Below are 20,894 nucleotides of genomic sequence, written 5' to 3' on the forward strand. Positions count from 1 at the left end.
GGATCAAATCTCCGCACCGCTATCGCCCAGGCCGCGTGCGATCATGGTGAGCTTTGCCAGCCGGTCGGCCATCGGCCCGGCGTCCATCTTGGCGGCAAGATCATCAAGCCCGGCCTCGATATCGGCATAGGATTGGGCCCGCGCAAACAGCGCCTTAACGGGCTTCAAAAGCGGGTCGAGCTGCGCTTCCCAATTCTCAAGGCCGGTGTCGGCGAGGATGTCCAGCTCGTCGCGCTCGTCGGCGGCAAGCGCGTGATAGCCGCCGCAATGCGGACAGGCCGGGCGCAAGGCTCGCGCCTTGGCGGGCATATCTTCGCTATCGTCCGCATTATTCGGGTCCGGCTTCGGTTCCGGTGATGGCTTCTCGCTCGGCGTTTTGACCACATACAGGAGTTTTTCGCCGTCTTCCGGTTCATCGAAACCGATGCGCTGGCGAACCTTCGGCATGCTGACTTCCAGCCCAAGCGGCACCAGCTTGTTGATGACTTCGGCCAGCGCCTTGATGTCCTCGCTCTCCGCGAAGGGCAGTACCACAGTTGGATAAGCTTCCTGCGGCCCGAAATTAAGGTCCACGAACGGACGCACCAGATCGCGGTTGATCGTAACCGAAATCTGTCGGGCATCGGCCTTGCCGATATCGTGGCGCACATTCTCATGCACCTTGGCCTGCGCCATGGACGAGCCGTCATCGCTGCTCATGGTCTGGCCGAGGACGCCCTTGGAAATCTGCTTGTCGAGATATTCCGCCTTGCCGGAAAACAGGCCATTGCCCGACGAACCGTTTACCTCGATAAACTCGATCTCCATTTCCTTCGGGATGATCGCGGCGGCATCGGTGGAAATATCGCGCACGGCCTGAAGAAGCACACGCCGATCGTCAATGCTCGCACCCTTGCCGAAGCGCCCGACACGCAGCGGCATACCGTAGACTTCCAGAAACGCCATCCAGTCCTTCAGCGCATATGACTTGAACATGAATGCCCAGGAGGCGAGCCGCGCAAGGCCGTTACGGATCGGAAGTCCGGACTTGAGCTTCGGACGATGGATTGAGAACTTGTATGGCGGCAGATCGGTGCCGTTGAGGTTTTCCGGGGACTTCAGGCGCAACGTCCGCCCGTTTACCCGGTCGATGACGAAGAAGCGCGGATCGCGCCATTCAAAGCGTTCCGGCCACCATTCGCGCGCCTGCTGGTCCCACATGGTTTCGACAACCGAATAGCCTTTGCCGAGACCGTCCTGCAGATCGTCAATATAGTCGTCCACGAATTCCGGCTGTTTGATGATCTTGCGCACGGCGTCCGCAATAAACTCGTCCCGATTGTCCTTCGAGGCCGGAACAACAATCGGCTCAATGCTCGTGATGGCAAGCTTGCGAGTGCCGAGGACCGACCGATAATGGAGGTCGCGCTCCTCCATTTCTTCAGCCAGGACAAAGAAGCGATCAGGATAGCCATTCGCTGCCTGCCGCAAAATCTCGGCCATCGAAATAGGATCGAGACCGGATAGAATGGTTTCCGTCCAGATGTTGCGGACGCTGCCGGTCGTTGGCCCGGCGACCTCCTGTTTCAACATGCTGGTGGAAATGGGGTTGCCCCACTGGTCGATGAGCTTTGGCGTCTGTGCCATCAGAACAGACCTCCTCTAACGCTTGGCAACAGACCGCCACCAGCTGGCCGCGCAAACATACCGCCGCCACTCAATTCCTCGTCTGTTGCTTTCTGATACCCAAATTCTTCCAGATCGGCCCGGCTGACATAGTAGGCGAGCGCGCCCGCAATGGCGCTATCGCCGTGGCGATCGAAACCGTCCGCGCCCTTGCTCGTGTGACCTTCCGGGACTTTGACGATGCCGTTTACATAGGCGAGTGACTGGTGATCGGCCAGAATGTCGGCATCCATGGGCAGAATGATCGTCTTGTCCGAAAACGCCATCGTGTAAGCTGGCATTTCGGTGCGATACCAGCTTTCCGAAAGCTTCACTTCTATGAAGCTGGCGCCATAGCGCTGCGCTGCCTTTTCCGCCAGATAGGCACCGTTGCCGGTCGCATCGAGCGCGCCGCCGGTGAAGCGCGGCAGTCGATCGACAATGTAGAAAAGAATCTCGCGCTGCTGATCGAAAGGCACGTTGCGCAGCTCGATCGCAATGACAGCACGGCGAACCAGATCAAGCCCGACCTCCATGGGCATGAATATGGAAGCATCGCCCGTGCGACCAAAGTCACCGCCGAAGACATGCTGGCGGCGTGGATCAAGCTTCATCAGATGCGGCAGAAGCTTGGTTTCGCAAAATTCCAGCGTGACTTCGGTGCGCACATGGTCGGGTTCATTCTTGAACTCATCCTTGCAGGCCCAGCGAATGACTGGAATGCCTTTTTCCATGCAATTTTCGATCATGATGCGGGTGAGCGCGGCACCTTCCTGCTCGGCAGGAATAGCGTCCAGCTCCTGTTTCATGGCGGCAGTACGCGGTCCATAGGCGGCGCGGATTTTGCGTTCCCATTCCGCTTCCTTTTCCGGCGTCCATTCCTCGCCCTTCATGTAGCAGACGCGCTTGTAAAGCCCGTTCTTCACCGCATCCCCGAAGGTGATCTCGTGCACCTTGAACGGGTTCTTGCCTGCGTAAGCCTCTTTGATCAGCTCGTTAAAGGGATTCAAAACGCCGTTATGGGTCGAGATAACCCGGATTTTGCCGCCCCAGATCAGAAGTGCATTGACGGCATCGAGGACGGCACGCACGTCCTTGTGATAGGCTGCTTCGTCAATGACAACGACGCCCTGCAGGCCGCGAATGTTTTCCGGTCGCGATGAAAGGGCTTCCACGCGAAAGCCTGATGCAAACCGGATCAGATAGCCGGAAATATGCTTGGTGGTGCCGTCATCGCGATGATCGAGGTAGATAAATTCCTCGATCGCGCAAAGTTCCTTCGCCACGACCTGGGCGAAGTGCTTCACGTAGCCGATGAACTCGCGGCCCTTGTCCTTGGTGTCACCGATATAGAAAACATTCTGTCCGCCCGCCGAGCGCTTGGCGGCTGCGATCAGCGTGCAGTCCAGCGCCTCGGCGAAGGTGATGCCGGTGCGGCGGCCTTTGGAAGCAACCTTCAGGTCGGATGGATCGGCAATCCATTCGGCCTGATGCTTCATGAGAACTCCTTCGGCCAGCGGATCGAGATCGTCGGGAATGTCCGCACCACGCGGCAATTCTTCCGGCAGCATGTCCGGTGATTGCGGCAATACCGGATCGGTCCAGTTCATGTCCGGCAGTTGGTTGCTCATGCCTCACCTGCAGGCTTCTTTTCCTCAGGTGTTTTCACACCGAGGAAGTCACGGCGCAGCTGCGAAACTGCCGCTGCCGACAGACCGGCTTCCTTGGCAACCTTTTCCAGAACCTTTTCCGTCTTGGCCTCAAATTCGGCCTCGACCTTTTGGCGGCGGGCAGTCGATACACTTTGCGCAGCCGATGCAGCACGTAACGCGTTCGCCAGTTCCATTGCACCCTTCGTGTTGATCCCTGCATCGCCAGCACTTTCAAGCAGCTCATAGATCAGCGCCTTGATCGCCTCTGCCGCGACCAAAGTGAGGTCATCGGAAGCCTCCGCGTCGAACCGTTCTGACATCGTGGCGGCAATCTCGCGGGTTTGCTCCAGGCGACGGGTCATTTGCGCAAGCCGCACCGAGTGCCGGTGGAACGATGAGAATGCAGGAATATCGAAAGCCACGCCCTGTTCGCCCTGAACAGCGATCAGCTTGTTTTTAAACTCGGCATAAATGTCGACAAGCGTGCGGTCGCGGTCTGCAAACTGTTGCGCGGCCCACGTGATGACGTGATCGCACTCAGGCGGCAAAAGGTCTATGGATGAAAGGCGGCCCCTGCCGCGCTGGCGCGTCATGATCAGGCCCCCACACGCGAAGGACGCTTCACGCCCTCGATGGCGATATGGCGATCGACATGTCGGCGACCATGTTCGGTAAGCGTGGCGATCTTGACCGAACCGGCGTCAACAATGCTGACCGCTTCCATATTCCGCAGATATTCCAGCTGCTGGTGTATCCAGGCGCGCTCCTGGTGAATCGCAAAACGGGCCAGAACAGGTTCCAGCAAAGAGGACGACAGGCTTTCATTCGTCTGTTCCGACAACGCCTTCAGGATAATGAGGCGTGCTTCCTCCCGAATGATCTTGGCGTAATCCATTTCAATACTCATTTCCTCGCCCCGGACATCAATACTTCGTTCATGCGTTCTGTTGCCGCCTGGATGGGTTTGAGCTTTTCATCGACCGTGTCGAAACGGCCATCGATGGAATCGAGCCGACCGCTCAATTTCTCCATGAAAAGTTCCAGCTTATGGATCGTGCCGCTGTCAGGCATATGCTTGATTTCGGCTTCGACGGCCTGAATGCGTCGATCGTGTGCGGCCTGGTCGGACTTGATCTTGCCGATCTCCTCCGCATTGCGACGTGCCGGTGATGTCGCCCAGGAGTAAACGCCAGCAATCGCGTGACTGATCGAAACGGCGGCGGCAAGCCACGGCATCAACGGGGTCAAATCCATCACAGTCGTTTCCTTGTCGCCTGCCATCGTTCAAAACTTTCCTGACAATCCACACAGCGCCGCGCTGACGGCAGCGCCGCCCGCCGTTCCGCCTCAATCTCATCCCCGCACCGGATACAATCCAGCGTGCCGGTTTGCTTCAGCGGAGCGCGAGCGGCGGCAATCCCGGCGTCACGCTCCTGCTCGGCGCGCATGTCGGCCAGCTCGTGCGCAAAATTGCCGATCTTCATTTCTTGGGGCGCTCCTGCGGAACCGGAACCGCATCAATCGCCGCAATGGCTGCGCCGCGCCGTTGCTCGCAGACGGCAAGTGCAGCGCGATCCTTGCCCCATAGCGGCGTCAGTTCCTTTGCCGACAGCGCACGATCTGGAAGCGTGACGGGCGGATCGCAAGGCTTTCGCGCTTCTGACGGAACCTGCGCTCTGTTGAATTCAGTACGGAGGATTGGCGCGTCCACCGAGGAACTGGTTGTTGAGCAGCCGTGAACGATCGACATCGATGCCACTGCCAGGAGTGTCAGAAAGAGCCGCATTGGCATCCTCCAATTCATAAACCTTGTTGTTGAGACGGATGATTTCGGCCTGCGCCTTTTCTTGCGCGGCCTGGGCAGCTTTCATCTGTTCGATGATATTTTTCGCAGCCACTTCATTGGCCGTGGCGATCTGTTCGCGCCAATGGGCGTCACGGGCTTTTTCCGCGACTGCAACAGCATCGCCGATGATGCCGCGAAACGTTCGCACTGCTGCGAACGCCAGAAGTGCCGCCAATAGAAGCAGGAGAGCTAAAATAAGCAGCTGCGAAGCCCGCTTGCCAAACCATGTAGAGATCATGCCGATCATGGCCGGTCCTCGCGCCGATCGACGAACAGAGCCTTTGCCTGCGCCCAATAATCGACAGACCCGAAACCGCGATGGACGCCGAGAACACCGACGATAAGGGCAACCATGGACGGCACCACAATGGGAGCGATCGCCACGGCCTGCTCGGAGCCAAAGGAGGCGGCAGCAACAAGAATGATGATGACGGCCCAAGCGAGATAAAAGCTGCCCCAGAGATAGCGACGGCTTGACGTATAGCCCGGCTCCTTGATCGGCTCGCTCATTCCACGTCCTCCGGCACGAAGCGCTCAAGCGCGGCAAACGTCTTGCGTCCTACCAGACCATCCGAAACGAGGCGGTGTTCGCGCTGGAAGGAGCGCACGGCCTGTTCGGTGCCCGCGCCAAAAACCCCGTCGATCGACATATGATAGAAACCGGCAGCGCGCAGCGCGCGCTGTACATTGGCAACGGACGGCCCGCGCATGCCACGGCGCAGGATCGAATAATCCTGATCGCGACCGAGGATTTCACCCTGAATTTCGGCGATGATCGTCTTCGCCTTCTTCAGATAGGCTGCGCGATCAGTAAGGCCGTTCGTGCCACCATTGATGCGCTTGGTGGCGGCAAGAAGATCGTCACGGTCTGCGATTGCGTTCAGTCCCTTGGTGGACCAGAAAAAGAACACCGCCCACGCGGCCCACGGCCATGTCGCGACCAGTTCGGGATTTCGCTCAAAATCGGGCGCATCGGGAACAAACTGGCGTATCCATCGCGTGAAATCGCGGTAGTTGGCCCGGCCCGTCAATTGGATCGGGCTACGGCCCTTGAAACGCCTGCCGTCGCCGGGCTGTGTATTGCCAAGATCGGCGCGCCCTTCATAGGCAGCGCCGCTCGCATATTCCTCTATGGCGCAAAAACCGTCGCTTTCGTGTGCAAGCTGCGCAAGAAAGTGAGCGATGCGCAGCGGCGTCGTGACTTCAAAGCGGTCCAGAAACTCCGGCAGCAACGGACCGAAGGCGGCAATAATTGCCTGCTGGTCGGCAACCTTCTTGGCAGACACGCGCGGCGCGAGTGCTGCCAGAACCGTATGATTGATATGGGATGCGAGATTGTTGCGAGCGGCGAGCTGGTTCACATTTTTTATCCCGGTGGCTTGATCCTGGAGCAAAACTTGGATCAAATGTGCCAGCCGGAACCCGAAACCGGACGCCTGACAGTGTCAGGCAAATGTTAGAATAAGCTTCCCTGTTTCTGTTTTCGAATACGCTTGCGCGCCCTGTAGGCTGAGCGCTCATGCATGCCTGCAGCAAGCGCCGCCTGGGGAGCTGTCATGCCAGCTTCCAGCGCCTTCACCAGCCGTTCGCGCGAGGTGGCATATTTCCCCATGGGAATAGTCAAACGGACGCCGCTATTGCCGACACAGAAATGTGCGCAGATTTTCTCGGCGGCTTCCTGCCCAACCAGTTCGACCAGCCAGTGGCCTTCTTTCGGCTGCGACGGCAAGTAGACCGTGATGCCGCCCTGCGCACGCACAATTGCCCAGGCAGCTTCCGTTCCGGCTACCTGGGCAATTTCTGCTAAAACTTCTGGCAGGCTGGTTCTGGTCATGATCTCCGGTCCGATGGCCAGTTTCGTTTCAAAACGGTGACGACAGTTTCGCCACACAGCAAAAGCTTCACCCTTTCGACCTTGACGCTGATTGCCTCCAGCTGAACGCCAGTGGCGGCAAGGCCAGCGATATGATTGCGGACTGCGTCCACGTCGAGACCGTGTTCACGCTCCAGATAGCGGAGCACAGCATGGTCAGTGACGCGGACGCTGTTCGTCATGGCCGGTCAGCCTTCCTGATACGTCTGCCGAGTTCGTTCATGGCGGTCTGCCATTCTTTCGGCTTCAAATTGTTCAGGGCTGGCTTGCCGTCATATCCGCAGATCGACCAGACCGTTTCCGACATCGATGCTCCGTTGGTGCGACCTGCTTTCGTCAGCATCTGCCATTGCGCCAAAACGATCTGGCCGTGCGGCTGGTTCGCCCAATCCGGGACAAGCGCGTCTTTCGCCCATTTGACCCCCGCCGCACGGTTGAGCCAGCGTTTCAGGCTTTCGATAGCCTTATAGCCATCTGCGGGATCGTGCAGAAACCGCACATGGTCAAGCTTGGTCTGGCGTTTAACAAAGGCAATCAGCGCCTCGTCAGAACCGTTAGTGACAACGCCGAGATTGTACCCGGCGATCCAGAGCGCCTGGAGCTTCGCCGCAAACTTCCCTTCAAGGCGCTTTCGCTTGCCTTTTGAGGGGCTTTTAACGGCAGGGTCAAAGCCCTTTTGTTTCAGGTCATCTATCACCTTCAGCTTTTCCGCCTCGGACATTTCCCGCAGCGAAACCTTGCCGGTGACGCGGTGCAACATGCCGCGATAAGTGTCTTCGTCCAGTCCGAGCTGGTTTTTGGCGATGTTGATCATGGCGGTCGCGCTCATGCTGCACCGCCTATCGCCAACGGCTTTTCCGATCCGCTCACCCCTTGGGAAAGGTTCACGTTATCGCCAGCATCCCATCCATTCCATAATGCATCGTCGTAACGGGTCCGATGCTTCTTTCGTTCGATGCTGGATGCGGCAGGGTATCGCTCCGCGAGAGCGTCATGAGCCGCCGCACGGATATCGTCGGATACGGCAGGAGCGAAAATCTTAAGCAAACGTTCCCGCAACCGCCACACCAAACCAACCGTAAAATCAGCAACCGCTTTCCGTTTTGTCGAAAGCGAGCGGCGACGGCGATAGAACGTCGAAGCTTTGAACTTCTTTACCTCGAAAGCAATTGCGCGGTTCAACACCACCAACAGATAGGTAGCTATCTGCGGTCCCGGAGCCTTGCCGACAAAAGTCACTTCCGTTTTCGGTGGAACCACGTAACTGACGATGATCGACGCGGTGTTCGTGCAATGAGCAATCACCGGCCAAAGGTCCGCCGCTGGGTTGCGTCCCTTCGTTTTACTGGTGACGGCCTGTTCGCAAAACTCAATGTCACTTTCGGACAGGCCATATTCCTGCATCAGCTCGGCTGCCTTGGCGGCGGCGGCGAGTGCCTCCGCCTCGGTGCATCCGCGCTCCGTGGTCATCTGGCGCAGGGCGGCAATACGCTTGGCTAAGGCTTCGCGGTTCATGCTTCACCTGCCGGTTCCGATATGCACTCTACACGCGTTACGCGATGTTCAAGAACCCGGCTATAGCCGGTAGCTTGAGAACGAGCGAGATCATCGGTGGTGACGAGCTTGTCACCCACGCCGTGCGGTTGGGCCAAGTTTACGTAATGGTTGCCACTAGCCCACGCCCAAGCCTGTAACGGGCCTGCATCGACAACCTTGCCGATCCCATCGCCCATATCTTCGACGTCCCACCACAGGAAGTCCTGACCATCGTCTTCAAAATGAAACCGGATCATGACCATCCTCACGCGCTGGCGGCATCGAGAGAAACGGGCTTGTAATTGTCCGTCTCGCCCACACGCTTGTAGACGCGAAAATACCGCTTGGAACCGACCACCTGCATGCTGTCGATGATTGCGGTCATGGCATTGAGCCAGCGAGGATCATCAATATCCAAGCGACGCAGGGAAAGGATGCGGTCAACTGAAACCTGCCCCTCCTTGTCCACCTGAAAGGCATGGTCAACCAGAGCCTTGATATTCTTGTTAGAACCCTTCGACCATTCATGAATGCACTCGTCTACGAGCGATTTAGCGACCTGCAAACGCTCGTCAAAGGACTTTGTTTCGCCGCGCTGAATGACGATCTTCACCGATCCGTCATAGTTATAAAGGGTCATGTTACCCTTCGTGCCACGAGGCTTCGCCTTGTATTGGGCGGCTGATCTATCGACAAACTCGCCAACGAGATCGAAACACCGATCGCGGAAATCCGCGATCTGGCCAGATAACATCACTGCTTCGTTGAATATTGCGTTTACAAGCAAATCGCGTTCGCGGTCGATCGGCTTGACCTTATCCTTTGGAACAAGGTGGCCGTCACGATCGCGGACATAGCCTGCAGGGATTTGAATGCTGGAATCAGACATAGGGAAATTCCTTCTAGCGGTAGGGTCAGGGCTTCTGGCGATCGCTGTTGATGTTAAGCAGCACGACATTGGAGCCGGGCTGGGTCGCGTGATCGACAATTGTCGTCACAACCGGATGCGCTTCCATGCATCCGGTGGCACGATAACGGGCGATCTCATGGCCCATCTGTTGGGCGATCATGCCGTTGATCAGAAAGAGTTCCGACAGGTTGCGGATGTCAGCTGGCCGGAAAAAATAACCCGCGATCTCGTATTGCAGGATATTTTTGCGCGCCAGAAACAAGCTCTCGCTCAACTCGTATGGATTGCGGATCATGGCTTCCTCCCGAATTCAGGGCGCAAAATCTTGCCGTCGCGAGGAACGGGCCGAGCCGTCAATGCCGCCGTTGCTTCCGCCTCCATGAAGGCACGGCCTTGCCGGTCCATTTCCAGATGCCGGAAACCCGTAAGCTCTAGCTCCATGGCGACCGCCAGTTCGGAGCAAAGCGACAACTTGGCGTAAAGGTCGGGGCAGCGGTGGGCAGGAATGGGATTGTCAGCATCATACCGACCAAGCTCATCCGCGATGATCTTGAGAGTTCTGGACAGTTCGATGCTCATGCCACCAGACCTTCAACATCGCGGTTTTCCCAAGCCTTTTTGACGATGTCGTAAGTCACGGACATGCCGAGGCCCTGCGCAACTTCGTTTGCCAGCCGCATTGTCTTATCGATCTGGCGCAATGCGCCGCCCTTCATGCCGATGCCAAGCAGAAGCTCAACGGTGGCCTTGTCGGTCACGTCCCACGCTTCGATAAAAGCGAGCAAATCTTCCTTGTGAGGCTTGGCATAGTTCAGTCGCTTTCCGATGCGGCTCCGAAGCTGCGCGTTCTTCGAACCTTCGGACGGCATATCCTGCCGCTTCGTGTAACGACTGTGGATTTCATCATTGCCGATCAGCGCCACACCGCAGTTGTAAACGTCGACAAAGTGCCGGAGCTGGTCGATTGCCTCATTAACGAGGTTCTGGGCCTCGTCCACGATAAGCAGGGTTGGCGCACCGGCGCGGGCGAGCCTGTTGCCGATTGCGCGAGTGAGCTTCGCCGGGTTGTGCTGCATCACCTCAAGTTCCGAGGCAAGATCGACCATCATGCCGTGCACCGTCCGCGTGTGCGGCGACATTGTGACCATGTAGACATGCGGGCGCGTGGCGCGGTACTGGCGGCAAGTCATGGTCTTGCCGACGCCTGCAGGCTGCGTGACCATAACAAGGTCAGGCCCCTTCTGCGCCCACTTCAGCGCGGCTTCGATCTCTGCCGCCGTGCGGGTCAGGAAGAATGATGGAGAGGACGGCAGCGTATCAAGCTCCGCAGCCTCATCGACCGCATCAAGCCATTGCTGAACAAGCTTGTTCTGCGCATCCAGCCGACCATTGTAGCGGCCCGAAAACCATGCGGAAAATGTGCTCTCCGGCATACCGATACGGCGAGCCGTTTCTATCTTGCTCCATTTGTTGACACTCACCACAGGCAAAAGCCGGTCAATCAGCGCCCACCAAGTATCAATGTCCTGTTGGGTGCGGTTGGCAGTCAGTTCCGGGCCGGTCAAAGGTCGCTCCCAGGCATTGGCTGCACGATTGCCTATTGTGTTATTCACGTCTTTCATTTACGAGGTTCCTTGATTGTTTGGACTATTGGGCGGGATTTCTCCCGCCCTTCTTTTTGGAACCGTACTCACTACTTACCGGCTCATGCTTCCCTTGCGGGAACTGGATCACCGTGGGTTCGTCCCCACGAAGCGCACGGGCAAAGCCGCGCTCGAAGTCTTCCTGACTGATTGCATCCGCAACCGCTTCTTCCTGCACCGCGAGATTGCCTCTCGCGATGCGCGTCACCTTCGGGCGGACCGGCTTAGGTTCTTCGGTTCTGGCTTTTTCGCCCTGGTAAATCAGCTCACCCAACTGCTTTGCTGACAGTTTCCGCTTCGCCTCGGCGGTGGCCTTCAGCCCCTTCAAGTAATCGCGGCGGGCGCGAGCATGGTTGCGGGCGGCGTCCTGATCGAAGAAGCCGGTATCGGCGATACATTCGGCATCGCAGATCAGCGCATTGTTGAGGTCATAGACCTTGATCGTGCCGTGAAGATCATCTGGATCAAACCGGATCGTGATCTTCTTCCCGGCATGTTGGGTGAGCGCGCTATTCCAGTAGCGGTTGCCCTGGTAATGGATTTCGCCATTGCCTTTCTGTGTGCGGATGATCTCGGACGCGAGCAGCCAAAGCGATTTCTGCGCGGTAGTTGGCTGACTGACTATTGCGGTTTCCATGCTGGCCGCAAACGTTTCATCGAAGCTGCGGCCCGCGCAGTTTGCCGATCGGCGGCCCGCCTGCGCGTTGTGTTCCGCGACCTGTTCCGAAACGTGCATATGGAAATCAGCGAGCGGAATGGCGCGGGTGCCGTAATTCTCCGGTTTGTTGGCCGTGGTGTTGCCGGTATAGGCCCCGGCGCAAAACGGATGCTTTGATATGTTCTCGGCCAGATCGCGCCATGCGCGCTCAATCGGCTTGGACTGACCGGAAAAGGGGTTGGTCCAGTGGATTTCGATGCCGAGCGTTGTCAGAAGGCCGCGCGGGTCCTCGTCCTTGACCTTAAAGCGATAGCGGTTCGCCGTCCCGCCTGAAATCCAGTGCGAGGCAAAGGCCCGACCGTTGTCGAGGACGATCCCTTCGGGAATACCGAACTTTTCCACCATGTCGCCGATGACAAGGCGCACCGTTTCCTTGTTTTCGCTGTCTGAGAGACGCCAGGAAAGGATTTTGCCGGAATACAGGTCTTGTATGCCGAGCAGGAACATGCGCACCGGGGCTTCAGACCATGGCACCTTCACAAACACGTCGAGCTTGTGGCCGTCCATGTTCACGACCTGCATGGCATGCAGATGGGCGCGGGTTCGGCGCTGTGCTGGATAGAGCATCTTAGCTTTTTCCTTGCCGTCGCGGGCCAAGGTCTGCACTTCGGCGGGCACTTCCGCATCCAGGCGGCGGCGCAGCGCGCGTTCTGAAGGAACCGGCGTCCACTTGTTCTTTTTCGCCACCTTCACCATGCGCCGGTAACAGGCCGAAAAGCTCGGACGCTCCGGGCGCAAGTAGTCTGCGGTCAAAAACTCCCATGCTTCTTGGCTGCATGCCGACGGCTGTTTGCTGGCGGTCGAAGCTGGCGCCAGCGCTGGCAACCAATCGGCACGTGGAAGATGATGCAGCTGTGCCCGCCAATTGTAGATGGACGCGCGGCTGACGCCGTATCTGCGCACCGCAATCAGAACGGCGCTCGTCATGTCGGCTGCGGCACCTGCGGCCAGCAGCTCATCAATAAACGTCAGAATTTCGAGGCGTTTTTCACACTCGGCCTTAACGTCTGCCGAAAGCGTCTCAAAACGCGCCCAAAGAGCCGCTTTCTTTTCTGCCTCGGCATCGCGATCGTCATTGGCAGGTGCGCTGTGCACTACCAGAAGGCGGGTGCGGGCAGACTGCGGCAGAAGATCAATATGATATTCCCAACCACCGCCGCGACGTTCGGCCTTGCGCGCCTTGCCCTCAATGTGCTTCCAGCCTGAGTTTTGCGCGAGAAAATCAATCCCACGCCGGGTTTGCGGCAGTCCGGGCAGTTTGTGCGCCGCCAGTTCGGGAATCGTGTACCATTCCTTCATGATTGCCCCCGGCGCTTCACATTCACGGGCACGGACATGAGCTTCTTGAGTTTCGCCTTCAGTTCGCGTTGCTGCTGTTGAACGGCGGCGATCTCCGCAAGGCGGACCTCATCGCCTTCCAGCAATGTTAGGCCGTCTTCGGAAACCACCATGTCCCAAAGCCAGACCGCGCCGGTTGCCCGGACGAAAGCTTTGAAGCGCACAAGGCTGATATCGTGCGTGGCCCGACTTTCTGCCGTGTAGGCGTCAAGGGCCGCTTTGGTGAGATTAGGAATGCCAAGGTATTGCGCCATGCGCGCCGCGATCACCGGGCGCTCATAAGGACACTGCCGGATCGCCTCGGACATGGCTCGGCGCAGCTTGGAGCGGAAGCGCTGTAAGTCGATCTGCGAAGCGGGGGCGCGAACCGGAAAGAGTTCTTCGGGAAAGAAATCAAACTGATCTGGATGGAGCTTGCTCATGCCGCGTTCTCCTGGACAGCATTCGCGTCAACATGGGCAAGGATACGCGCCTGGGTTTCAGGGCTGGCATCGTTCCAAAGCTTGACGAATGTCGAGAAAATCATCGTCTGCTTATCGGTCGCTGCCGGACGCGGCGCATCGTCAATAAGCTGCAACGCCTTGTTCAAGTCGCCTTCCTCACGGAAGGCGATTGCAGCGCGGCGCTGAAGCGCCGGTTCCAGCTTGGCAAGCTTCAGGAGAGCCGATTGATTGTCGGCAATCGAAGTGCCGCGTACAGCCGCGCGCACGTCCGGGTGAAGATTTTGTGCGATCTTGTTAAGGCGCTCGACCGATCGCTTGGAAAGGCCGAGGCGGTCCGCAACGTGTTCAGAAAAGCTGACGGTTTCGGTTTCGCCATCGAGCAAAGCGACAAGTTGTCGTTTTGCTCCCTGATCGCCGCCGCGTGTAATTGCGCCGTTTTTTTCTTCCCACAATTCGCGGTAAGCCTTGACGAACTCCGCGCGATCAATGGCGGAAAGCTCATTGCGAAACAGGTTTTCGGTGATTTCCTGCAAAGCCGCTTCGGTCTTGTCGGCCTCGACGATCAAAGCATCAATCTCGATGTCACCGTTGAGGACAACACCGCGCAAACGATGCGCCCCCGCAATCAGCGTAAACTTTCCGCCCTTCGCATTTGGCGTAAAACGCACTGTGATAGGGTTTAAAAGCCCATGTTCAGCAATCGAAAGGGCAATCGCCTGGGCGTGATCTTCCTCAACGGCGCGAAGCCTGTCCGTGACCACAATATCGGCTATGGCAATACGCTTAAACTCGGCCATTATGCTGCTGCCTTCTCAAGTTCTTGTTCAAAAAGGGTCTCTGCTAGGGCCGTCATGCGTCGATACGCATCCGCGAACGCCTCGGTCTCAAGGCGGCGGTCAACTGCATGTACGGCGAAGGAAACGGAGGTTCGCTGACGCGCCTGCATCGTGACAATCCGCCGTTTTGGCACGCCGAATTGCGTAGCGAGAATGTGAATAGCGACCTGACGCGCCAGCAGGGCGTCAAACCAGTTATGCGGCGGATCGATAATGTCGCGCAGTGCCAGATGCTGAAATCCGCCTTGCTGCACCGCCGCATAGCAACATGCAAGCATGGTCTGGAGGCGTTCTTCCTCGGAAAACGGGTTGAACATGGTTCACCCCGCAACCTGCCGGATCATGGTGGCCATTACCGCCGCGATAGCGGAAACGACGATCCAGATCGTGGGGTAGATGCTGACCATTCGGGTGACGTTGAGGCGAAACCCGCAGCAATTTTCTGTGGCAATTTTGTCATTGAGTTTCGGCATTGAGAGCCTCGCAAAGTTCTGTGATTGTTTGGGCTGTGGCGCGGCGGTGTGTTTGAGATATCAGCCGGGACGGACCTCGCGGGGGCATAATCCGTCTTGTCAAACACGCGGTTTGCGGTGTCTGATGCTAGGCTAGAATATCCTTTCCGCCGCCGCGCCACGCATCACGCAGCGTCCTTTTGGGGAACGGGGGCAGGCTTGCCGCGTGATGATCTGGAAGGGTATTCAGAAACGTGAATGCGATTCCGCTTCTTCGGATAGCGATCGCAGAAGACGACCTCGACCGGGACGCCGAGCACATCGGCGATTGCGCGTTCGGCGGGTTCGTTGGGGCGGGTCCAGATATTCTTGACCCCGGACAGGGATAGTCCATAGTCCTTGGCAATGCCCGCGAGCGTTTTCTTCTGACGACGCAAGCGGGAAAGTATCTCGTGACGGTCCCATACAACGGGGTCTGTCATGGGGTTTCTCCTCAAGAAGCGGATGTTGGCCCATCCGCTTTTTGTTGGCTCGTTTGGTGCAATTGTTGCCGGTCTTTTCCGGCGACCAAAGTAGGGATAATGCAAAATTCGGGACTTGTAAACCCGGATTTTGCATTAATTGGTGTTGGCTGTGGCTAGACCTGAAACGGCTAAGACGCCGCTCGCAGCGCGGCTGCGCGAAGTTCGAAGAGCAGCGGGCGACATTCCACGCGCTGCGTTCGCGGAACAGCTCTCAATCAGCGAAAAAACGCTGGGGAACTATGAGCGTGGAGACAACGAACCTACGGCGTCCGTGCTGGGCGCTTATCAGTCAGTGCTGGGAGCAAACCTACATTGGATCATCACTGGCGAAGGCAGTATATTTGACGCTGATCGATCACCGGCTCGCAAGCTTCCTGCCATTGAACCCGTATTATTGCGTACGCTAGGCCAACTTGTGCGCAGTACCTTTAGAGAGGAAGATGGGCGTATCAGCGACCTGGACCTAGTCGTAGAAACGGGCAATGCGTACAACGATCTCCGTGCCCTGGTCGATGATCTGACTGATCCAGAAGCGGTTGAGGAAGCACTACCGATCGTAAAACGCCGACTTAAAAAGAGGTTATCCGACACTGCGGATAATCCTGCAGATCGTAAACACTCGGCTTGATCCTAGTGCGTGCCTTCCCGATAGCTCTGCTCACAAATTTTGTGTGGGACTGGAGCGCAATTGCATTCTAAGAATTTCCAGATACGTGCAATCTTCGGGGCTCCATGTTTGAGCGCCGGTTGATAGCTACTTATTGGATAAGCGTTAGAAGTTACCGGTTATTTCCGTGCAGATATGGCGAACACTCAGGAGCGTACCCCTCGCAACGAAAACGGCACTTCGGATAGTCTGGGACGACTGCGGGGAAGCGCTTTCCCAAGTGGGCGTCGACAAAACAAACTTCTGCTCGTTGTCTTTCCCCAATCCAACGAACTGCCCACTAAGAAAGACCGGCTTGTCTGATCGATTGACAACCGAAAAGCTCACACCCAGTTCAGTTTGCCCAGGTGCAAGCGGGCTTTCTTTTTCGCTCAGAACAAAATTATTGACCGTTATCCGATCCGTTCCGCCCGACACTTGGCTGATTTTCTCGATCGGCATGCATTGGAAATTACCGACTGCACTTTGGATTACTTCCCCCGGTGTAGCTGTTCCCAGCACGACCGCCGTCATCAATGAAACGCCTACAATCATGAACTTGCCCCCGCTGCAAAATCAGTAGGGGAGAAATAGCGTCCCGCTAATAAATGCACAATCCATACTGATTAAACTCCGCGTGATCACAGGCATCTGGCCGGTCACCAACGTCCGACCTCAGCATGCAAAAATGGCGATGGGCGTCTTCCATCTTAAATTTGGCATCAAAACAGACTGGAGTAGGAATAACCGTCTGTTATTATTATGCTATTTTCCACCGAGGCCCATGTTGGAACGAACTTCCATCTTTAATTTTACATTTTCACATATTTTCTGCCGTTCGGGTGGACAGCTTTAAAAATCGTTGTTTTTCGGTAGTATCAATAAAATCAACGATTTGAGGACACTTAAAAGGATTTTGAGGGGTTTTCAGCGGACGCTTAAGGGGCTGGCCCGATTTTCGGCGTTCAACCACTTCCTGCTTGATTTCCCGCTGACCCGGTGTCAAAAACGGCTCGTCGCCAGCTTCCGCCGGCTGATATTTAAGCCCTTGAATTGCCGCCGCTTTTCACTTGTTTTCGGGCAGTTTCAGATATTCCCATAAAATCCACTAACCAGTGTCAAACTACATTGCGCTTGGAACACATCGTTCGAAACCCGACCATCGAACGACAAACTCAATTGGCAGCAGAAGCAATGATGCGGCAAAGTCCTTCGCGTACGACTGACTTGCTCGTCGCCTGTCCCGCCTGAATGGTGAAGATCGCATCGACACGCGTGCTCTTGCCCTGCGCCCGGGCAGTGACGCGCAAGGTCTGGATCCGGCCCGATCCGGTCGTTTCCTGAAAAGCCTCGATAGAAGCGAGCTGCTTGTTCACCTTGATACCCGAAAACCCTTCAGCGGCAATGGCTTGTGCCAGACGCTGCAAGGCGGCCGCAGACTTCACGCCGGTAAAGCTCTGTGTCGAGCGATAGCTCACGGATGTTACCAGCGGAACGCCATCGGATTTGAAATTCTGTTCGCACGAAGCCGCAAACCCCACTCCGCCGGTGGCAAGGGTCAACAGACCCGCAAACAGAAACACCCGCATTCATTCCTCCTTCAACCGTGTTCAACCATCGTACTATTAGATCGTCGCAACTGCTTCGCCAACGGGAAGTTGATGCCCATGCGGCAACACTTCACTGGATTGTGGCCGGTACAGCGACTATATCCGCGCCATAGCCCGTTTTTCCGGCGCAAAGATATCAACAGGCGACATGACCGTTCTCACCAATCAGCCTCACCCATCCATCGACCCGGCTTCAATCGAAAGACTGGTGACGACGTTCTATGGACGCGCGCGCGAAGATGCAGTCATCGGGCCGATCTTTGCCGATGCGGTCGATGATTGGGATCACCACATCGCGCAGATCGCCGCGTTCTGGTCGTCGGTCATTCTCAAGACCGGCAATTACGAAGGCCGCCCCATGGCCCCGCATCTGAAACTGGGACTGAAGAACGAACATTTCGACCGCTGGCTCGACCTTTTCGAGAAGACCACGCGCGAAATCTTTCCGCGGGATGCTGCAATCATCTTCATCGACAGGGCTCGCCGAATTGCCGACAGTTTTGAAATGGCAATCGCTACAAATACGGGACAGATCGCCGCGCCGCGGCATTCGCGCCGTCCTCTTTAACCAAAAGAGCACGCAACTCTTGCGGGCAATGCCACATATCTTGTCATTGAATATTTAACTATATAAGCACGTCTTCAGAACAGGCGGGCCGCAATGCCGCTGCGTCAACAGAAAATAAAGGCTTGCGGGAGCAGAAAAAGCCGGACGCATACTGATGTGTTTGCGATGTTGCTAACATTCGCAACATATCACTTGCATAAAGAGACAGAATTTCGAACAGTTGCCGCAGCTTTTCGAGAGGCTTGAGAGATCGTGCCGTCGCATCAACCCAGACGCGAACCTTCGACTTGAGCGAATAAGCAGGGAGTTAGATTATGAATGAATCCATTCGCGAACTTTTGGCCAAGGTCGGCGGTCTGCCGGGACCGGTGACGGACATTGCCGATGATGCCGATCTTTACAGCGCAGGCCTGTCCTCCTTTGCCTCGGTTCAGCTCATGCTCGGTCTGGAAGACAAGTTCGATATCGAATTTCCGGATCAGTATCTGAACCGCAAGTCTTTCGCGAGCATCAAGGCCATCGAACAGACGATCACCCAGATTCTCAAGGACAAAGAGGCCGCATAATGAATGCCGGGGCGGGAAACAGTCTTTCAGAGCGCGCAGGCCGCGTAGCGGCCATAGCGGGTAAATTTTCCGATAGCGTCGATAAGGAAGGCCGCTTCCCGCGTGAAGCAATCGATGCGATGAAGGCCGAGGGTCTGCTTGGCATTCAGGTGCCGAGCGAACTGGGCGGCGAAAGCGCGGAGATCGACCAGATTGCGGAATTGTGCTGCATTCTCGGTCAGTCCTGCGCATCGAGCGCGATGATCTTCGCGATGCATCACATCAAGCTTTCAAGCCTGGTGGAACACGGCCAGACGGTCGAATGGCACCGGGACTTCATGCGTAAAATCGCAAAGGATCAGCTGCTGCTTGCTTCGGCTACCACCGAAGGCGGCATTGGCGGCGATCTGCGCAATTCGATCTGCGCTATCGAAGTCGAAGGGGACAAGTGTCGCCTGGAAAAGAACGCCACCGTCATTTCCTATGGCACCTATGCTGATGCCATCCTGATCACATCGCGCTCCCATAAGGATGCCGCATCGTCGGATCAGGTGATGACGGTGTTTCTGAAAGACCAGTACACGCTCGAAAAGACGCATGACTGGGACACGCTCGGCATGCGCGGCACCTGCTCGGAAGGGTTTGTGTTCCGTGGCGAGGCCGACAAGGTGCAGATCCTGCCGCATCCTTTCGCGGAAATCGCAGCGCAGTCCATGCTGGCGCAATCCCATACGCTGTGGAGTTCGCTCTGGTACGGGATCGCTGTCGACGCGGTCAACCGGGCCCAAGCATTCGTGCGCGCCGCCGCAAAGCGCAATCCCGGCGCGCCGCAGCCTGGTGCATTGCGCGTCGCCGAAGCGTCCAACATGCTGCAGATGCTCAAATCCGAAATCGTTGCCTGTCTGAAGACCTATCGCGAAGCCAGGCATCATCCCGACAAGCTGGCCTCGATGGGTTTTGCGATTGCGATGAACAATCTCAAGATTGCCGCTTCACAGATGATCTTGCAGATCATCAATCACGCCATGCTGGTCTGCGGCATCATGGGCTACAAGAACGATACGCCCTTCAGCCTCGGACGCCATCTGCGTGACGCGCATTCCGCGCAGCTGATGATTTCAAACGAGCGCATCCTCGGCAATACCGCCACCATGCTGCTCATCCACAAACAGAACACCAGCCTTTTGGGATAACCGCCATGGATGCTCAGAGATCATTTCTCGACCGGCTTTTCGATTCCGGTCTCCTGATCGACACCGGCGTGGAAGGTCTTTACGGACGCTCCGGCCAGTTCGAAGATGTCATCCAGGCATTTGAACGCCTGATCGACCGTACCGGAGGCGATGACGGCGCCGAGGGAATCCGCTTCCCGCCCGGCATGAACCGCGCTTTCTTCGAAAAAAGCGGCTACATGAAAAGCTTCCCGCAACTGGCTGGCACCGTGCACAGCTTCTGCGGCTGCGAGCTTGACCACGTCAACCTCATCAAATGCATGGATGAAGGCAAGGACTGGACGCTGGAACAGAAGGCAACGGACATCGTTCTGACGCCGGCAGCCTGCTATCCGCTTTATCCAACCGTCGCCAGGCGCGGGCCGCTGCCGCAGGGCGGCGGGCTTTACGACCTGCAATCCTATTGCTTCCGTCACGAGCCATCGGTGGACCCTGCCCGCCAGCAGCTTTTCCGCATGCGCGAATATGTGCGCATGGGCACTGAAGCCGATGTGATGGCGTTCCGCCAGCTCTGGATCGATCGCGGCACGGAAATGATGAAAAAGGTCGGGCTGCCGGTGGAAATCGACGTCGCCAACGACCCGTTCTTTGGCCGTGCAGGCAAGATGCTGGTCAACAACCAGCGCGACCAGAACCTGAAATTCGAACTGCTGATCCCGATCACCAGCGTGGAAAAGCCGACCGCCTGCATGAGCTTCAATTATCATCAGGATCAGTTTGGCGTGAAGTGGGGTCTCTCGCTCGACGACGGTTCGGTGGCCCACACGGCCTGTGTCGGCTTCGGGCTGGAACGCATCGCACTGGCGCTCTTCCATCACCACGGTCTGGATGTCGAAATCTGGCCGGAAAACATACGCAAGGAATTGTGGGGCTGATCG

Annotated in this window: 33 protein-coding genes; 5 read left to right on the forward strand and 28 right to left on the reverse strand. The window is 57.0% G+C overall.

Features of this window, described 5'->3' with window-relative positions:
* Window positions 1–3 precede the first annotated feature (3 nt).
* The 25 genes from OINT_RS08715 to OINT_RS08830 all read right to left on the reverse strand — a co-directional run bounded on the left by OINT_RS08715 (window position 4) and on the right by OINT_RS08830 (window position 15,373).
* Window positions 4–1,626, reverse strand: a complete 1,623-nt coding sequence (locus OINT_RS08715) for a DUF935 domain-containing protein (protein ID WP_006467430.1) — start codon at window positions 1,624–1,626, stop codon at window positions 4–6.
* On the reverse strand, window positions 1,626–3,275 hold the full coding sequence (locus OINT_RS08720) for a hypothetical protein (RefSeq protein WP_006467431.1): 1,650 nt from the start codon (window positions 3,273–3,275) through the stop codon (window positions 1,626–1,628). Before OINT_RS08720 ends, OINT_RS08715 begins: the two co-directional genes overlap by 1 nt.
* The gene (locus OINT_RS08725; protein WP_006467432.1) at window positions 3,272–3,889 is read right to left on the reverse strand and encodes a DUF3486 family protein; all 618 of its coding nucleotides are present in this window, start codon (window positions 3,887–3,889) and stop codon (window positions 3,272–3,274) included. The genes OINT_RS08720 and OINT_RS08725 overlap by 4 nt, the downstream gene beginning before the upstream one ends.
* A gap of 2 nt (window positions 3,890–3,891) precedes the next feature.
* Window positions 3,892–4,203 (reverse strand): VpaChn25_0724 family phage protein, encoded by a 312-nt coding sequence (locus OINT_RS08730; protein ID WP_006467433.1) that lies wholly within the window; start codon window positions 4,201–4,203, stop codon window positions 3,892–3,894.
* The gene (locus OINT_RS08735; protein WP_115168632.1) at window positions 4,200–4,550 is read right to left on the reverse strand and encodes a DUF2730 family protein; all 351 of its coding nucleotides are present in this window, start codon (window positions 4,548–4,550) and stop codon (window positions 4,200–4,202) included. The genes OINT_RS08730 and OINT_RS08735 overlap by 4 nt, the downstream gene beginning before the upstream one ends.
* Window positions 4,550–4,780 (reverse strand): TraR/DksA C4-type zinc finger protein, encoded by a 231-nt coding sequence (locus tag OINT_RS08740; RefSeq protein WP_006467435.1) that lies wholly within the window; start codon window positions 4,778–4,780, stop codon window positions 4,550–4,552. Before OINT_RS08740 ends, OINT_RS08735 begins: the two co-directional genes overlap by 1 nt.
* Window positions 4,777–5,007, reverse strand: coding sequence for a hypothetical protein (locus tag OINT_RS08745; RefSeq protein WP_006467436.1), 231 nt, complete (start codon window positions 5,005–5,007; stop codon window positions 4,777–4,779). Before OINT_RS08745 ends, OINT_RS08740 begins: the two co-directional genes overlap by 4 nt.
* The gene (locus tag OINT_RS08750) at window positions 4,982–5,389 is read right to left on the reverse strand and encodes a hypothetical protein (RefSeq protein ID WP_050791000.1); all 408 of its coding nucleotides are present in this window, start codon (window positions 5,387–5,389) and stop codon (window positions 4,982–4,984) included. Before OINT_RS08750 ends, OINT_RS08745 begins: the two co-directional genes overlap by 26 nt.
* Window positions 5,386–5,652 carry a hypothetical protein gene (locus tag OINT_RS08755; protein ID WP_039852736.1) on the reverse strand — a complete coding sequence of 89 codons (267 nt, stop codon included), beginning with the start codon at window positions 5,650–5,652 and terminating at the stop codon, window positions 5,386–5,388. Before OINT_RS08755 ends, OINT_RS08750 begins: the two co-directional genes overlap by 4 nt.
* Entirely contained in the window at window positions 5,649–6,503 is an 855-nt protein-coding gene (locus tag OINT_RS08760; protein ID WP_050791001.1) for a peptidoglycan-binding protein, read from the reverse strand. The genes OINT_RS08755 and OINT_RS08760 overlap by 4 nt, the downstream gene beginning before the upstream one ends.
* Before the next feature lie 95 nt (window positions 6,504–6,598).
* Entirely contained in the window at window positions 6,599–6,976 is a 378-nt protein-coding gene (locus OINT_RS08765; RefSeq protein WP_006467439.1) for a hypothetical protein, read from the reverse strand.
* Window positions 6,973–7,197: a hypothetical protein gene (locus OINT_RS08770; RefSeq protein WP_006467440.1), complete on the reverse strand. Its 225-nt coding sequence runs from the start codon at window positions 7,195–7,197 to the stop codon at window positions 6,973–6,975. Before OINT_RS08770 ends, OINT_RS08765 begins: the two co-directional genes overlap by 4 nt.
* Entirely contained in the window at window positions 7,194–7,844 is a 651-nt protein-coding gene (locus OINT_RS08775; protein ID WP_006467441.1) for a gp16 family protein, read from the reverse strand. The genes OINT_RS08770 and OINT_RS08775 overlap by 4 nt, the downstream gene beginning before the upstream one ends.
* Complete coding sequence (locus tag OINT_RS08780) at window positions 7,841–8,530, reverse strand: DUF7168 domain-containing protein (protein ID WP_006467442.1); 690 nt, start codon at window positions 8,528–8,530, stop codon at window positions 7,841–7,843. The genes OINT_RS08775 and OINT_RS08780 overlap by 4 nt, the downstream gene beginning before the upstream one ends.
* Entirely contained in the window at window positions 8,527–8,808 is a 282-nt protein-coding gene (locus tag OINT_RS08785) for a hypothetical protein (RefSeq protein ID WP_039852738.1), read from the reverse strand. Before OINT_RS08785 ends, OINT_RS08780 begins: the two co-directional genes overlap by 4 nt.
* Before the next feature lie 8 nt (window positions 8,809–8,816).
* Window positions 8,817–9,440 (reverse strand): DUF3164 family protein, encoded by a 624-nt coding sequence (locus OINT_RS08790; protein ID WP_006467444.1) that lies wholly within the window; start codon window positions 9,438–9,440, stop codon window positions 8,817–8,819.
* Between the two features lie 25 nt (window positions 9,441–9,465).
* Window positions 9,466–9,756, reverse strand: coding sequence for a hypothetical protein (locus OINT_RS08795; RefSeq protein ID WP_006467445.1), 291 nt, complete (start codon window positions 9,754–9,756; stop codon window positions 9,466–9,468).
* Complete coding sequence (locus OINT_RS08800) at window positions 9,753–10,040, reverse strand: hypothetical protein (RefSeq protein ID WP_006467446.1); 288 nt, start codon at window positions 10,038–10,040, stop codon at window positions 9,753–9,755. The genes OINT_RS08795 and OINT_RS08800 overlap by 4 nt, the downstream gene beginning before the upstream one ends.
* Window positions 10,037–11,083, reverse strand: a complete 1,047-nt coding sequence (locus OINT_RS08805) for an AAA family ATPase (RefSeq protein ID WP_006467447.1) — start codon at window positions 11,081–11,083, stop codon at window positions 10,037–10,039. The genes OINT_RS08800 and OINT_RS08805 overlap by 4 nt, the downstream gene beginning before the upstream one ends.
* 25 nt (window positions 11,084–11,108) lie before the next feature.
* On the reverse strand, window positions 11,109–13,121 hold the full coding sequence (locus tag OINT_RS08810; RefSeq protein WP_006467448.1) for a transposase domain-containing protein: 2,013 nt from the start codon (window positions 13,119–13,121) through the stop codon (window positions 11,109–11,111).
* Complete coding sequence (locus tag OINT_RS08815; protein ID WP_006467449.1) at window positions 13,118–13,582, reverse strand: hypothetical protein; 465 nt, start codon at window positions 13,580–13,582, stop codon at window positions 13,118–13,120. Before OINT_RS08815 ends, OINT_RS08810 begins: the two co-directional genes overlap by 4 nt.
* On the reverse strand, window positions 13,579–14,400 hold the full coding sequence (locus tag OINT_RS08820; protein WP_006467450.1) for a ParB N-terminal domain-containing protein: 822 nt from the start codon (window positions 14,398–14,400) through the stop codon (window positions 13,579–13,581). Before OINT_RS08820 ends, OINT_RS08815 begins: the two co-directional genes overlap by 4 nt.
* Window positions 14,400–14,756 carry a hypothetical protein gene (locus OINT_RS08825; protein ID WP_006467451.1) on the reverse strand — a complete coding sequence of 119 codons (357 nt, stop codon included), beginning with the start codon at window positions 14,754–14,756 and terminating at the stop codon, window positions 14,400–14,402. Before OINT_RS08825 ends, OINT_RS08820 begins: the two co-directional genes overlap by 1 nt.
* 3 nt (window positions 14,757–14,759) lie before the next feature.
* Window positions 14,760–14,912, reverse strand: coding sequence for a hypothetical protein (locus OINT_RS23815; RefSeq protein WP_006467452.1), 153 nt, complete (start codon window positions 14,910–14,912; stop codon window positions 14,760–14,762).
* A 164-nt stretch (window positions 14,913–15,076) separates the two neighbouring features.
* Window positions 15,077–15,373 (reverse strand): helix-turn-helix domain-containing protein, encoded by a 297-nt coding sequence (locus OINT_RS08830; protein WP_039852742.1) that lies wholly within the window; start codon window positions 15,371–15,373, stop codon window positions 15,077–15,079.
* Window positions 15,374–15,524: 151 nt separating this feature from the next.
* Between OINT_RS08830 and OINT_RS08835 the strand changes: the two genes are divergently transcribed.
* Window positions 15,525–16,043, forward strand: coding sequence for a helix-turn-helix domain-containing protein (locus OINT_RS08835; protein WP_172491101.1), 519 nt, complete (start codon window positions 15,525–15,527; stop codon window positions 16,041–16,043).
* A gap of 144 nt (window positions 16,044–16,187) precedes the next feature.
* Here OINT_RS08835 and OINT_RS08840 read toward each other — a convergent pair whose 3' ends face one another.
* The 3 genes from OINT_RS08840 to OINT_RS08845 all read right to left on the reverse strand — a co-directional run bounded on the left by OINT_RS08840 (window position 16,188) and on the right by OINT_RS08845 (window position 17,650).
* On the reverse strand, window positions 16,188–16,616 hold the full coding sequence (locus OINT_RS08840) for a hypothetical protein (protein ID WP_006467454.1): 429 nt from the start codon (window positions 16,614–16,616) through the stop codon (window positions 16,188–16,190).
* A gap of 265 nt (window positions 16,617–16,881) precedes the next feature.
* Complete coding sequence (locus OINT_RS23555) at window positions 16,882–17,067, reverse strand: hypothetical protein (RefSeq protein ID WP_138920919.1); 186 nt, start codon at window positions 17,065–17,067, stop codon at window positions 16,882–16,884.
* 169 nt (window positions 17,068–17,236) lie between these two features.
* On the reverse strand, window positions 17,237–17,650 hold the full coding sequence (locus tag OINT_RS08845; RefSeq protein WP_006467455.1) for a hypothetical protein: 414 nt from the start codon (window positions 17,648–17,650) through the stop codon (window positions 17,237–17,239).
* Window positions 17,651–17,819: 169 nt separating this feature from the next.
* Between OINT_RS08845 and OINT_RS08850 the strand changes: the two genes are divergently transcribed.
* The 4 genes from OINT_RS08850 to OINT_RS08865 all read left to right on the forward strand — a co-directional run bounded on the left by OINT_RS08850 (window position 17,820) and on the right by OINT_RS08865 (window position 20,891).
* Entirely contained in the window at window positions 17,820–18,239 is a 420-nt protein-coding gene (locus OINT_RS08850) for a group III truncated hemoglobin (RefSeq protein WP_006467456.1), read from the forward strand.
* Between the two features lie 314 nt (window positions 18,240–18,553).
* Window positions 18,554–18,805 carry an acyl carrier protein gene (locus OINT_RS08855; RefSeq protein ID WP_006467457.1) on the forward strand — a complete coding sequence of 84 codons (252 nt, stop codon included), beginning with the start codon at window positions 18,554–18,556 and terminating at the stop codon, window positions 18,803–18,805.
* Complete coding sequence (locus OINT_RS08860) at window positions 18,805–19,977, forward strand: acyl-CoA dehydrogenase family protein (RefSeq protein ID WP_006467458.1); 1,173 nt, start codon at window positions 18,805–18,807, stop codon at window positions 19,975–19,977. Before OINT_RS08855 ends, OINT_RS08860 begins: the two co-directional genes overlap by 1 nt.
* A 5-nt stretch (window positions 19,978–19,982) precedes the next feature.
* A complete protein-coding gene (locus OINT_RS08865; RefSeq protein WP_006467459.1) occupies window positions 19,983–20,891 on the forward strand; it encodes an amino acid--[acyl-carrier-protein] ligase in 909 nt (302 codons plus the stop codon).
* The last annotated feature ends 3 nt before the right edge of the window (window positions 20,892–20,894 follow it).

This window comes from Brucella intermedia LMG 3301 (assembly GCF_000182645.1).
In the GTDB taxonomy this organism is placed as follows: Bacteria; Pseudomonadota; Alphaproteobacteria; order Rhizobiales; family Rhizobiaceae; genus Brucella; species Brucella intermedia.